The sequence below is a fragment of the Deltaproteobacteria bacterium genome, assembly GCA_009929795.1.
Classification (GTDB): Bacteria; Desulfobacterota; Desulfovibrionia; order Desulfovibrionales; family Desulfomicrobiaceae; genus RZZR01.
Genome location: RZZR01000069.1, coordinates 1 through 13,417 on the forward strand (window position 1 = coordinate 1; position 13,417 = coordinate 13,417).

12 protein-coding genes are annotated in these 13,417 nt (G+C 62.5%); 2 read left to right on the plus strand and 10 right to left on the minus strand.

The features are described 5' to 3' along the window. The 3 genes from EOM25_08740 to EOM25_08750 all read right to left on the minus strand — a co-directional run. The coding region (locus tag EOM25_08740; GenBank protein ID NCC25270.1) for an EAL domain-containing protein at window positions 1–479 on the minus strand (479 nt) is incomplete at its 3' end. 22 nt (window positions 480–501) lie between these two features. Next, window positions 502–1,557, minus strand: coding sequence for an N-acetyl-gamma-glutamyl-phosphate reductase (locus tag EOM25_08745; protein ID NCC25271.1), 1,056 nt, complete (start codon window positions 1,555–1,557; stop codon window positions 502–504). Between the two features lie 23 nt (window positions 1,558–1,580). Further along, the gene (locus EOM25_08750) at window positions 1,581–1,898 is read right to left on the minus strand and encodes a DUF2845 domain-containing protein (protein ID NCC25272.1); all 318 of its coding nucleotides are present in this window, start codon (window positions 1,896–1,898) and stop codon (window positions 1,581–1,583) included. Window positions 1,899–2,063: 165 nt separating this feature from the next. On the opposite strand from EOM25_08750, the gene EOM25_08755 reads away from it, so the two are divergent. Both EOM25_08755 and EOM25_08760 read left to right on the plus strand, forming a co-directional pair. Then, window positions 2,064–3,989 carry a hypothetical protein gene (locus EOM25_08755; protein ID NCC25273.1) on the plus strand — a complete coding sequence of 642 codons (1,926 nt, stop codon included), beginning with the start codon at window positions 2,064–2,066 and terminating at the stop codon, window positions 3,987–3,989. 6 nt (window positions 3,990–3,995) lie between these two features. Continuing rightward, window positions 3,996–5,024, plus strand: a complete 1,029-nt coding sequence (locus tag EOM25_08760) for a response regulator (protein NCC25274.1) — start codon at window positions 3,996–3,998, stop codon at window positions 5,022–5,024. Window positions 5,025–5,216: 192 nt separating this feature from the next. On the opposite strand, the gene EOM25_08765 is transcribed toward EOM25_08760, so the two are convergent. The 7 genes from EOM25_08765 to EOM25_08795 all read right to left on the minus strand — a co-directional run. Beyond that, window positions 5,217–5,948 carry a class I SAM-dependent methyltransferase gene (locus EOM25_08765; protein ID NCC25275.1) on the minus strand — a complete coding sequence of 244 codons (732 nt, stop codon included), beginning with the start codon at window positions 5,946–5,948 and terminating at the stop codon, window positions 5,217–5,219. A gap of 10 nt (window positions 5,949–5,958) precedes the next feature. Then, on the minus strand, window positions 5,959–7,626 hold the full coding sequence (gene ilvD, locus EOM25_08770) for a dihydroxy-acid dehydratase (protein NCC25276.1): 1,668 nt from the start codon (window positions 7,624–7,626) through the stop codon (window positions 5,959–5,961). Between the two features lie 183 nt (window positions 7,627–7,809). Then, complete coding sequence (locus EOM25_08775) at window positions 7,810–8,091, minus strand: RNA-binding protein (GenBank protein ID NCC25277.1); 282 nt, start codon at window positions 8,089–8,091, stop codon at window positions 7,810–7,812. 169 nt (window positions 8,092–8,260) lie between these two features. Then, window positions 8,261–9,169, minus strand: coding sequence for an EamA family transporter RarD (rarD, locus tag EOM25_08780; GenBank protein NCC25278.1), 909 nt, complete (start codon window positions 9,167–9,169; stop codon window positions 8,261–8,263). 33 nt (window positions 9,170–9,202) lie between these two features. Beyond that, window positions 9,203–10,063 (minus strand): YitT family protein, encoded by an 861-nt coding sequence (locus EOM25_08785; GenBank protein ID NCC25279.1) that lies wholly within the window; start codon window positions 10,061–10,063, stop codon window positions 9,203–9,205. A 169-nt stretch (window positions 10,064–10,232) separates the two neighbouring features. Beyond that, complete coding sequence (locus tag EOM25_08790; GenBank protein NCC25280.1) at window positions 10,233–12,620, minus strand: PAS domain S-box protein; 2,388 nt, start codon at window positions 12,618–12,620, stop codon at window positions 10,233–10,235. A 174-nt stretch (window positions 12,621–12,794) separates the two neighbouring features. Next, window positions 12,795–13,417, minus strand: a 623-nt coding sequence (locus tag EOM25_08795) for a hydrogenase (GenBank protein NCC25281.1), incomplete at its 5' end; no start/stop codon positions are given.

Sequence of the window (13,417 nt, forward strand, 5' to 3'; positions counted from 1 at the left end):
AGGGACCCGGCCACGGACCGGACCCGATCGTCGTCCATGCCCAGCACGTCGACCTTGACGATGTCCGCCAGTTCCAGCAGGGGCTCGTACCCTGGCTGGCCCACGAAATCATCCAGAGCCAAGGTGTACCCGGCCTTTTTGAGCCTTTTGCAGGCCTCCACGACCTCGGGTTCGGGTTCCACCGTTTCCAGAATCTCGACCACCACCTGGGCCACCGGCAAAAGTTCGGCCGATCCGTCCAGAAGAAGACGTTTCGGAAAATTCACTAGGGCCTTGTCCTTGTCTCCCATGCCGGCCTGAACCAGGGAAAACCCGTCCACGATGACCTTGGCCGTGGCCTGGTCCGCGTCCGTGATTCGGGCCCGGTTCGTGTCCGCGCTGTGCCGAAACAGGAGTTCGTGGCCCCAGATGTCCATGTTCCGGTCGAATATCGGCTGCTTGGCCACGAAGATGGGCTCGTAGGCTCCGCCTGTGCTCATGGGATGCTCCTTGGCCATGGTCTCAGGGCATGACCGGCATGAGACCGAGACCGGCTCCCGGGTCCTGGCCGGTCATGAGATTGGCGTTGGCCACGGCCTGGCCCGACGCCCCGCGACAGAGGTTGTCGATGGCCGACACCACGATCAGCCTGTTCGTTCTCGGGTCCACCACCAGGCCTATATCGCAGAACATGGTTCCCCGGACATGTCTGGTCTCCGGAAGGATGCCCTTGGGCAGGACCCGGACCCAGGGTCTGTCATGGTAGAAGGCCGTGTATGCGGCGTGGACCGCTTCGAGATCGTGGTCCCCGACCCGCTCGGCGTACATGGTGCTCAAAATACCCCGGTCGATGGGCAACAGATGGGTGTTGAAGGACACCTTGACGTCCTTCCAGACCGCCCGCGACAGTTCCTGCTCGATCTCCGGAGTGTGCCTGTGCCCCCCCAGATTGTAGGCCCGGAAACTGTCGTGGACCTCGCAGAACAGGATGCCCACCGAGGCCTTGCGGCCGGCCCCCGAGGCTCCGGACTTGCTGTCCACAACCAGGCCATCGGCCTTGACCAGACCTTCGGCCAGGGCCGGAAACAGCCCGAGAATGGCGCTCGTCGGGTAGCAGCCGGGATTGGCCACCAGCCTGGCCTTGGCGATCTCCTGGGCGTAGAGTTCGGGCAGACCGTACACGGCCTCGGCCAGGGCCTTGGGCTGGGTGTGGGGCGTCTTGTACCAGGCCTCGTACACGGCTGTGTCCCGAAGACGGAAGTCCGCGCTCAGATCCACGACCAGCACGCCCCGCTCCAACAGACCGGCGGCCATTTCCTGGGCCGTTCCATGAGGCACGGCCAGGAAGACGAGGCCGCATTCGGCCGCCAGAATGTCCAGATCCGGCTCTACGACCATCAGATCTCCATTCCTTGTTCCCCGAAGATGGGGAAACAGGTCGTCGATCCGCCGCCCGGCCTCCTTGCGGGAGGTGGCGCAGGCCAGATCGAATTCTGGATGGCTGTCCAGGATTCGAAGAAGTTCAAGCCCCGTGTACCCGGTGACTCCGACAATACCTGCCCGTTTCGACCGACTCATGACTTGCTCCTTGTCGCTCATATTCAATCCTCTCCATATTCGCCCTGAACGATCTCCGTCAGGACTCCGTGATCGAAGGTCAATCGCTGGACAAAGGCCGTGCTGCCGAAGTCGTAGGTCCAGATTTCCCGAACTCCCTCGACAACTTCCCAACGGTCCCCGCGCTTGACCCGAAAGGACACCGGCTCCCGGCTTCGGGGTTCGCCGCAGCAGGACAATACGTACTCGGCCGTGTCCCCGGGCTGGATAATGGAGGATCCGCAAAAAAAAGCCCCAGCGATGGATGTGCCAAGGAAAATCGAAATCAGGAAACCGGTCAAAAACGGCAATATCCGTGGCATGATGCACGCCTCCTTGGTCTTAATAATTATTCCTATACGTATGCTTTTGGCCCGAACCTGTCCAGCTTCGGAGGAATGGCCGGAGAATTCCAAGGCGTTGCGATCATTGCCTCCGGGGCTACCCTGGACTAGAAGACTTGAAATACAGGAGCCTAATCACAAGCCATGCCCGACATCGCCGAACACATCAGTAAGGCCAAAGACCGTCTGGCCAATCACAACGTCCTCCACGTCCGGGAACTCATCCGTTATCTGCCGGAGAACCGTTTCCAACTCTTTCACCTGGTTCCCTTGCTTCTCCATTTCAACGACCCCCGCCTGCCCGGCTGGGTGGACCATCCCCTGGCCTGTTGCGGAGTTTATCGCCTCGAAGAGACTGGGTTCTGGGCCACGGGTCTGGATCTCCTCGAAATTGATGCGGAAGACCTCGGCCGTCCACTCCTGCCCAGACCCTGCATCCTGGGCCTCTACCTCATGGGTAGCATCGGCACTCTCGGCCAAGGTGCGGACTCGGATTTCGACTATTGGGTCCTGGTGGACGAATCCATGAAAAGCAGCATCCAGCACCGGCTTCTGCGCCAAAAGCTTGGAGCCGTGGAACGGTGGGCCGAGGACGAGTACGGTCAGCCCTGCCGATTCTATGTGCTGACCCCTTCAGATCTTCGGGCGAACCGGTTCACCGATGCCCGAGACCGCGGCTTCGGTCTGGGCATGGGCACCATCCTCAAGGAGGAGTTCTATCGTACGTTCCTGTTTCTCTGCGGCAAGATACCGATCTGGGCACTGGCCGGAGACAGCCTTCCCTACGCCGAGATTGTCTCAGCCATGGACGAATCCGAGGATCTCCGATCCCTCTATGTCGACCTCGGCGACTTGGAGACCGTCGATCGCCGGGAGATTTCCACAGCCACTCTCTGGCAGGCCTACAAGGCCGCCACCCATCCGGCAAAAGCTCTGATCAAGGCCTGCTTCATCGCCGGCCTGCCCGGACCCGGCTCCCCCCTGCCCTGCCATCTGGCCCGGAAGGGTTTCGGTGGCCCGTCTGAAGACACGGGCAGCGACCCCTATGGCCTGCTTCTGTCCTCAGCCCTGGACTTTGCTGAAAAATCCGGAGATGTTACCTTGCTGGAGGACATGCGACAGGCTGTCTTTCTCAAGGTCTGCGACTGCCCGGACACAGGCCTCCCCCTGTCCGGAAGCCCCAAAGAGGCCTTTCTACGCGATCTGACCGCCGCTTGGAACTGGGCCTCCGCCCTGAGTCTGCAGCTTGCCGCCTACAGCCGCTGGCCCGAACGGCAACGAATCCTCTTTGAACGGCACGTGGCCCAGACCATAGCCCGGCTCTCGACCAAACTGTCCAAGGATTTCCGGCCAGAACCCGACCGGATGCGGCTGGAAAATCTCATGCGCCGGGAGCTGGGATGGATGCATCGGCACGGCCCCGACGCCATCCCCCTGGCCTCGGCCACCCTCCGTCAAAAAGCCCGCGAAATGTCCTTCATCGTCGGCCGAAGTCCCTCCGGAGGCTGGGCCGTCTTCACCAGGATCGGCCGGGATTTCGACCCGGCATTCCTCTCCCCGGGCCCCTTGGCCTGTCTAGCCTGGATTGCCCGCAACGATCTCATTCGGCCCGGCCGGAGTCTGGAATTCTCCCTGACCTCCAAGGAAGTCTCCCTGGCCAGATCTCTGGCCGGGACCTTTCCCCGCATCCGGGAAACCCTGGGCTCGGACGAGAACTCCGGCCGGGGAGGCGTCCGGGTGGTCGTCCTTCTTGGCCCGGAAGTCTGCGAGTTCGTCCTGCGCTACGGCCGATGGTTTTGGGCCCGTGGCCTTCTCCGCGTTGAGCCCGGTCGGAATACGGGAGCCCTGGCCCGGGACATCCTCGAAGCCCAGCCCGAGGTTGGACGGAAATTCGATGCTGGTTCCGATCCAGTGATCAAGGTCCGGGCCCTACCCGGATTTGCCGACCCGGCTATGGCCCCGGCTCTGGCTTCAACCCTGAACGTAGCCCTGGCCGACCAGGACCACACCGGCTATGCAGGGCCAGACGGCCCCAACCAGCCCGAACCTTCCTTCCTGGATCTTTGGTAGCCAGCCATGATTGACGCCAAAACCGTACTCATCATCGACTACGATCCGGCATCCCTGGCCGTCCTGACCGACGTCCTCAGAGACCTGACCAGTACCGATCCCCTCATATGCAGTGGAGTAGCCGAGGCCCATGACCTCCTCGAGGCAAGGCCCGTCGACGCCCTGGTCTGCTCCGTGGCCACAGCCACAGGCTCGGGCTTGGACTTTCTGACCCGAATTCGGGAGGACCCCGGACTCCAAGCCCTGCCGGTGGTTCTCCTGGCCGGTCCTTCGGATCGGTCCCGCCAAGCCATTCTTGAGCGACACGGCCCCACGGCCATCATCTTTAGACCCGTCAGCCGCCGGGCCGTCCAGGAAGCGTTCTCCACCTTCTGGCCCGGTCTGGCCGGGGCCAAAATTCCATCCAAAACCGACTGGACAGGAAAGGTCATGGCCAGAGCCGCAGACCTGATCAAGGCGGACCGCCTCAATCACGCCATGATCTATCTCCAGGGCCTGGCCGAAAAGGGGGAGAATCCGGAGGTCCTGGGCCAGATCGGCCTGGTTCGCATCAAGCAGGGTAGGTGCGGAGAGGCCTTGGAGCCGTTGAGTCGGGCCAGCGTCCTGGCCCCATCCTCGACCAGATTCCAGGAGGCTTTGGCCTTGGTCTTCCGCCGTCTGGGACGGATTCCCGAGGCTGTGGACGCTCTGAAGAAGGCTGCCCGCCTCCATCTGGAGGCCGCAGATCTGGACGAGGCTCGACGCCTGGCCCAGGAACTCGACCTCATAACACCGGATTCAGGTGAGGGCGCCAACATTCTCGGAGCCGTCCTCCGCCGCCGTGGACGCCTCTCCGAGGCCTTGGAGACCTTCGCCCAAGCCGTGAAACTGGCGCCCAAAAATGCCGTCTTTCACTGCAACCTGGGCCGGGCAGCCCTGGAGTCTCGCGATCTGACCAGGGCGGAGGCCTGCTTCCAGCAGGCCCTGGCCCTGGATCCCGACCTGGCCGAGGCCCGGGATATGCTTCTTGCCCTTAATTTCGGAAAAATTCCGTAGCCGACAATCACCCGGCGTTAACGGCTGGGGGGTTCTCCGGTACGATGAAAAATCGACCGCGGTCCCGCCCCAAGACGAACCCGGCACATGGATCCATGGTCTGTCCAGGCTCATCAGAAACGTAGGTCAAAAGGAAAGGATTTGTCGAAAAGGATTTGTCGTGAGCCGAAAAAAACCTGGGTTCGATAGCCTCTACATGGGACGGGCCTGAGGCTTCCAGGCAAAAAGGGGAGTCTGGGCCGACCGAGGGCCCAGGTCCACCCGCACGGCCACGAAGGCCCCCATCCAGGGAGGCAGGCACAAGCCGTTCAGGGTTTGAAGACCGGGCCATGATCGCCAGGTCCAGGACGGGCCGGGCAGGATTGAACGGGCGTGGAGTACGGGCCGATCCAGGGCCTCGTTGACGAGGCGCCGAATGGCCGGCCAGGAGAGCCAGCGGCCCCGGGACAGGATTCCCCGATCGGGTCTTGGTCTACCATGGCTCAGATAGTAGAAGGACCAGCGGTTGAGAAAGACCAGCAGCAGACCCTTGCGGGATACCCGCCCGGCCTCGGCCAGTGCCTTGGCCGGATCGTCGCAGAATTCAAGGACCGTCACCAGGGCTGTGAAGTCGAACTCATTGTCGTCAAAGGGCAGGTGTTCGGCCACGCCCACCCGGTATTCGGCCTTGTTGCCCAGCCTGGCCCGGGCCCGGGACAGCATGTCCGGGGAGGCGTCCAGGGCCGTGACCTCGAATCCGGCCTCCCAAAACATGGTCGTGAAAAATCCCGTGCCGGAACCGATATCCAGCAGAGTCTGCTTCCTCCGCGGCCAGGGTGCGACCATCTTCTGGAGAAAGGCTCTCTCCAGACCCAAAACAAGGGAGCCCCGCGCCGTCTCGGCCCAGACGTCGTAACGCTCGGCGGTCTCCCGATTCCAGGTCATGGGGTCCGGCCTATCTCCGCCACACGGCCCCGTGGGCGGCCGACAAGGCCTCCCGGGCATACCGCCTCAGCAGCGGCGACTGGATTTCCCGGACGGGGGGCGACCATTGGGTCAGTCTCAAGGCCAGCTCCCCGGCCGGAACGTCCAGGTCGAGCCTGCGCTCCGGAATGTCGATGAGTATCGAATCCCCTTCACGGACCAGGGCCGCAGGTCCGCCCTCGGCCGCTTCAGGGGACACGTGGCCGATGGCCGCGCCCCTGGTTCCACCGCTGAACCGGCCGTCAGTGATGAGCGCCACCTCGCGGTCCAGGCCCATGCCGGCCATGGCCGAGGTCGGAGTCAGCATCTCCCGCATGCCCGGGCCGCCCTTGGGGCCTTCGTATCGGATCAGGACCACGTCTCCGGCCTTGATCTTGCCCCCCAGAATGGCGGCCACGGCCGCGTCCTCGCCGTCGAAGACCCGGGCCGGGCCCTTGTGGCGCATCATTTCCGGGGCCACGGCCGACTGCTTGACCACCGCACCCTCAGGGGCCAGGCTTCCCTTCAGGATGGCGATGCCGCCCTGAGCCGAATAGGGCTCGGCCACGGTCCGGATGACCTCTCCGTCGCCGCCGGAAACGGCCGGGGTCGAGAGATTCTCGCCCACGCTCTTTCCGGTCACGGTCATGGGTTTCGAGTCGATCAGGCCGGCCTTGCTCAGTTCGGCCATGACCGCAGGAATGCCTCCGGCCCGGTCCAGGTCCTCGACATGATGGGCACCGGCCGGAGACAGTCGGCAGAGGTTCGGGGTCTTGCTGCTGATGCGGTCGAAGATGTCCAGGGACAGGCACAACCCGGCCTCGGCAAAGACCGCCGGAAGATGAAGAACCGTGTTCGTGGAACAGCCCAGGGCCATGTCCACGGTCACCGCATTGGCCACGCTGGCCTCGGTGACGATGTCCCGGGGCCTAATGCCCGACTCCAGAAGCCGCATGACCTGTGCCCCAGCTTCCTTGGCAAGCCGAACCCGGGCGCTGGACACGGCCGGGATGGTCCCGTTGCCGGGCAGGGCCAGGCCGATGGCCTCGGACAGACAATTCATGGAATTGGCCGTGAACATGCCCGAACAGGACCCGCAGGTCGGGCAGGCCGAATCCTCCAGGGTCTCGAGCTCGGCCTCTGTCATCCGGCCGGAACTGACCCGGCCAACCCCTTCGAAGACCGTGATCAGATCCACGGAATGGCCTCTGCATCTGCCGGCCAGCATGGGCCCGCCACTGACGATGATGGCCGGAATATTCAGCCGAAGCATGGCCATGAGCATCCCGGGGACGATCTTGTCACAATTGGTCACCAGCACCAGGGCGTCGAATGGATGGGCCGTGGCCATGATCTCGATGGAGTCGGCGATGAGTTCCCGACTGGGCAGGCTCATGCGCATGCCCTCGTGGTTCATGGCCAGTCCGTCACAGACTCCGATGGTCGGAAACTCCACCGGTGTTCCTCCGGCCATGAGCACGCCGTCCTTCACGGCCCGGGCAATGGTATGGAGATGAACGTGGCCGGGCACGATCTCGTTGGCCGAATTGCAGACCCCGACCAGTGGCCTGCGCATCTGGTCCCGGCTCATGCCCGTGGCCAGAAGCAGGGAACGATGGGGGGCCTTTTCCAGTCCTTGGGTCATCTTGGAGCTGCGCATTGTCCGTCCTTCCGCTATGGTATTGCGAGTAATTGGGTCGATCTTGCCTTCAAGCCTTTGGAAGGTCAAACGCCCCGTAGGCCATGAACGGCAAAGGCCCGGAGACGAATCTCCGGGCCGTGCTGTCAGGCAAAGAGACCCGGTCCGATCGTCCCCGAAAGGAAGACCGGCCGAGGCCTGGTTTCAGTAGCGTCGAGGACGGTCCTGGCGGTCCTGACGGTCTTGCCGTGGTTTTGCCTCGTTGACCTTCCAGGGACGACCCTGGACGTCCTTGTCGTTCAAAGCCTTGATGGCCTCCTCGGCCTGTCCTTTGTCGGGCATCTCGACAAATCCGAATCCGCGGGAACGTCCGGTCATCTTGTCCATGATGACGGAAGCGGAAGACACTTCACCATAAACCTCAAAGGCCTCCCGCAATTCCTGGTCGGAAAGACCATAGGGGAGGTTGCCGACATAGATATTCATACCTGTCACTTCCATTCTTCTCGAAGGTGTGTGCCGTTTCCCGCTCTGCGGAGAACGGCGATCCATTTCGCCGAGCTAGGCCCGGCTTCAGACTCAATCCAACTCTCTGCCCGACACGTCCTGCGTTCTTCTCACTGAACCCCGGCCGAGTCAAGAGACATCTACGGGCTCAGGAGGTGGCTCCGCGCACCCCGTGGATGGTGATCCGGGCCGAGCGCAGCCCGTGAAGCGTGTACAGGGTCAGCGCCAACCAGATAAAGACGAAAGTGGTCAGGTCATGAACGCCGAAAGGCTCCCTGAAAACCAGGATTCCCAGACCGAAGGTCAGGCTCGGGGCGATGTATTGGAGCAGACCAAGCGTGGTCAGCGTCAGTCGCCTGGCCCCGACTACGAACATGAGCAAAGGCACCGAGGTCACGATTCCCGTACTGGCCAGAAGGAGATCCATGGCCGGGGTGGTCCAGGCCAGGGCCGTGCCCGAAAAAACGATGAACCCGAGGGCCGGAAGGGCTAACATTGCCGTTTCCAGAAACAGCCCCGGAATGGGCTTGGCCGGGGACACCTTCCGGGTCAATCCGTAGAAGGCGAAAGTCACGGCAATGCCCAATGCCAGGTATGGGGGACGGCCGTAGGCCCAGACCGCGTTGGCCACGCCGGCCATGGCCAGGACCACAGCCACGGCCTGTAGGGGCCGCAGACGTTCCTGGAAGAAAACCCGGCCCAGGGCCACGTTGACCAGGGGGTTGATGTAGTAGCCCAGACTGGCCTCCAGGACATGGCCAGTGTTCACAGCCAGGATGTACAGAAACCAGTTGAGCCCCAGAAGCAGCCCGGCCGCACCGATAAGCAGAATCTTTCCGGGCCGGACCAAAGCCAGTGTCTCCCCCCACCGCTTCTGGATGGTCAAGATCGCGGCAGCGAAGACCATGGACCAGACGACACGATGGCAGAGTATCTCGAAAGGCGGGACGACCTGCAGAACCTTCCAGTACAGCGGCAGCAGGCCCCAGAGGGTGAAGGCCCCGGCCGCGGCCAGCAGGGCCGGGCCCACCGGGGTGGACGACGTTGTCGGTTTCATGGTTTTCGGGCCGTTCTGGCCTGCTGCCGTCGCTCAGTACACCTTGCGCCGGTCAAAGCCCCGGCCCAGGACGCTGAAGGTGTTCTCCACGATGAACATGGCCTCCGGGTCCACCGTGAAGACGAGTTCCTCCAGCCGCTTGAGCTGGATGTTGTTGACGACCGTCATCAGGATCTTCTTGTCTTGGCCCGTGTAGGCTCCGACACCCTTCAGGAAGGTCGCCCCCCGCCTGAGCTCGTCCACGATCTTGCGGCCTATCTCTTCCGGTCGGTTGGAAATGATGAAGACCACCTTGCGCTGGCTGAACAGGGCCAAGGTCTTTTCCACCGTCATGGACGAGATGAACACCAGAATCATGGAGGCCACCACCAGATCGGGGCTGAGAACGGCCAGGCTGAACCCGAACAGGACGAAGTTGAAGACAAAGGAGAACCGGCCGATGCCGATGTTGTACTTCTGGTAGAGGTACACGGCGATGATGTCCGTTCCCCCGCCCGATCCCAGGGACCGAAGAACGATTCCGGCCCCGAACCCGACCATGGCCCCGCAGGCCACGCAGGCGTAGACTTGGTTCGCGATGGAGAATGAGGTGGGGATGATCTGGTAGATCAGGGTCGTGTAGACCATGGCGTAGAAGCTGTAGAGGCAGAACCTCCGGCTGATCTTGAACCATCCAAAGACGAAGATCGGGACGTTCAGGAAGAAGAACAACATCCCCGGGTTGAGAAACTCCGTGGCGTAGTAGATCAGCGAGGAAATCCCGAAGATCCCTCCAGGCATAAACTGGTGGGGGACGGCCAGGGTCTTGATCCCGAAGGTGTAGATCGTCGAGCCGAGGGAAATCAGAAACAGGTTCCAGGGGATCGCGTACCGAAAATCTTTGCCGAGAAACATGGGGCTCCGGAAATGGTTGAATATTGGGCAGGGCGGGCTGCCGAAACGCCCCGGACTCTGGCCTGAATCACTGCGCTTGGCAAGGCGCAAGAGGTGCGGTGAATCGCGCCCGGATTCAATCGAGGCCCACTTTCATCCCCAAAGCCTCGTTCCAACGCTGAATGACAAATCAGCCTGTTTTGCCCCCCAGACCGGCCAGAACCTCCGCGAGATCCTCCATCAGCACCGGCTTGGCCAGATAGCCGTTCATTCCGGCGGCCAGGAACTTCTCCCTATCGCCCTTCATGGCGTAGGCCGTCAGGGCGACAATGGGGATGTGCCGCTTGGAGCCCAGGGAATCGGATGACCGGATGGCCCGGGTGGCCTCGACTCCGTTCATGATCGGCATCTGGATGTCCATGAGCACGCAGTCGAAATCATCTTCAGCCAGGATTTCCAGGACCTGCCGACCGTCCTTGGCCACGGCCACCCGATGACCGGCCTTTTCCAGCAACTTTCGGGTCGGAATCTGATTGGAGAGGTCGTCCTCGGCCAGAAGGATTCGCATCCGCCGGCAAGCCCTGGTCGACTCCGGCCCGGTCTGACCCGAAGCCTCTGTCGGCAACTTGAAGGGCAGGACCACGTAGACCCGGCTCCCTTTGCCGACCTCGCTTTCCATGGCCATGCTCCCGCCCATGAGCTGAACGATTCGACGGACAATGCTCAGGCCCAGGCCCGCTCCCTGATGCCGACGGGTGTAGAGTTCTTCGACCTGCTTGAAGGGCTGGAAGATTTCCTCCAGACGATTTTCGGCCACCCCCACCCCGGTATCGGACACCGTCACCAGAACCCGGAGGTCATTCCCCTTGGCTGGTGACAGACGGTCCATCTCGACCTTTACCGATCCCTGGTCCGTGAACTTGAGAGCGTTGCCTACCAGATTGAAGACGATCTGCCGGAGGCGGGCCTCGTCGCCCACCAGCCGCCCCGGCAGGGCCCGGTCCAGGGTCCATTCCAGGACCACCCCCTTGCTCCTGGCCGTGACGGCAAACAATCCGACGACCGATTCGCCGATGGACCCGACCTCGAACGCCTCCTCGACGAGATCCATCTTCCCTGCCTCGACCCTGGACAGGTCCAGGATGTCGGTCAGCAGGCGGGTCAGACGGTCGGCCGCGGTGGCGGCCAGATTTACATACTCCCGCTGGTCATCCTCCAGAAAAGTGGTCTGGAGAAGCTGCATCATGCCCGTGATGCCGTTGATGGGGGTCCGGATCTCGTGACTCATGTTGGCCAGAAACTCGGACTTGGCCCTGGTGGCCTCCTCGGCCCGTTCCTTGGCCCGGACAATGGCCTCCTCGGAGCGCTTGCGCTCGGTGATGTCCGTGTGAGTGCCGACCATGCGCGTCGCTCGGCCGTCCTTGTTCCGGGAGGCGGCCCGGCCCCGGCCCAGTATCCAGCGCCATGATCCGTCCTTGGCCCGCATCCGGTACTCGATCTCGAACGATTCGGCCCGGTTCTCAATGCAGTTCGTATTGGCCTCCAGGGCCCGTTCTCCGTCCTCGGGGTGGATGAGATCCATCCAAGAGGAAACATGAGCCGGTATCCCATCGGCCGCGTAGCCGAGCATTTCGGCGTAGGCCGGGCTGTAGTAGACCTCCCCGGTCCCGACATTCCAATCCCAGATGCCGTCCCTGGCCGCGTCCATGGCCAGCATGAAGCGCTCCTCGCTCTTGCGCAGGGCCTCCTCGACCATCTTGAGCCCGGTGATGTCGACCAGTACCCCGCGCAGGCCCACGGCCTTTCCATCATGGACAATGGGCCTGCTCGACGAACGGACCCAGACCATGCCGCCATCCTTCTTGACGAGCCGGTACTCGTTGGACTCCAGCCTGCCGGCCATGATCTCTCCCCAGGCCCGCTCCAGCCGGGGCAGATCCTCGGCCAGAACGAACTCCGAATACCGCCTGCCAACGATCTCGACCGGGGCGAAGCCCAGGAGTTCGACCACCCGTGGGCTCACATACTGGATGGTCCCATCCTGGCCGGTCGAAAACAAGACGTCGTTGATGTTCTCGACCAGCTCCTGATAGTTCTGGCTGAGTTTGAACCTGGCCGCTTCGGCCTCCCTGCGGCCGGTGATGTCCGAAACAAAGCCCTCATAAACGACCCGACCCTGCTCGTCCCGCACGACTCGGGCGCTCCGGGACACCCAGATGACCGTACCGTCACGGCGGACCATTTGGAACTCCTGGTTCATGACCTCGGTCCGGTCCCTCAGGGCCTTTTTGAGCCTTTCCCGGTCCTGCGGGTCGGCATACAACTGGGTGCCTATGTCCGTGACCGAATCGATGAGTTCCCGGGGCGATGCGAAGCCGAACATCCTGGCCATGCAGATGTTGGCCGCGGTGAATCTCCCTTCGGGCGTGGACGTGTACACCCCGATGGGGGCGTTCATGAGCAGGTCGTGGCCGTTCTCGAAAAAGACATTATCGGTGTCGTGGCATTCCGCTGACATGATGTCCTCCGGCTGGCAAGATCCATAAACGACAAAGGGGGAGATGGACTCGACGTCCATCCCCCCCTGGGAATTTTCTCGACCACGACCGCTGACACCTTGTCAAGGCTCTTTGCTCGGTCGTTCAAATCGGCGAGCATAAGAAGAATGAGACGTCAATGGAAATGGGTCGGGCAAACCTGAGCATCATCGAACTCGGCTCGCCGTGATCCCGAAAGGCGGAAATGGTGGGGGTCAGGACGGGATGCGGCCGAGCAGGCGAAGAACCCCGTCCAAGAAGGTGTACGGATGAGGCGGGCAGCCCGGAACGAACAGATCCACAGGGATGTGTTCCTGCGTCCCCGTGCCCGCCGGCGGCAGCCCGGCAAATGGCCCGCCGGAAATGGCACAGGAACCCACCGCGATGACCAGCTTCGGCTCTGGCACGGCCTCGTAGGTCTTGATCAGGGCCTCCCTCATGTTCTCCGGCACCGGCCCGGTCACGTAGAGCCCGTCGGCGTGTCGCGGTGAGGCCACGAATTCCATGCCGAACCGGCCAATATCGAAGACGACCGTGGTCAGCACGTTGGCGTCGGCCTCGCAGGCGTTACACCCGCCCGCACTAACTTGGCGCAGTTTGAGGGACCGGCCAAAGAGCGTGCGCATTCTGGAATCCAGGGCCTCGACCCTTGGGGCCAGATCAGGCATCATGATCAGATCTTCGCGACGACGTCCGGCCAGACAATAGTCCTGGCTGAATCGGACGATTCCATGCATGCAGGCCCTTTCGCAGGCTCCGCAAAAAAGACAAGTCCCGAGATCGATTCCAAGCACGTTGGCAGTCCTGTGCAGAGAATCGGTCGGACAGACCTCCATGC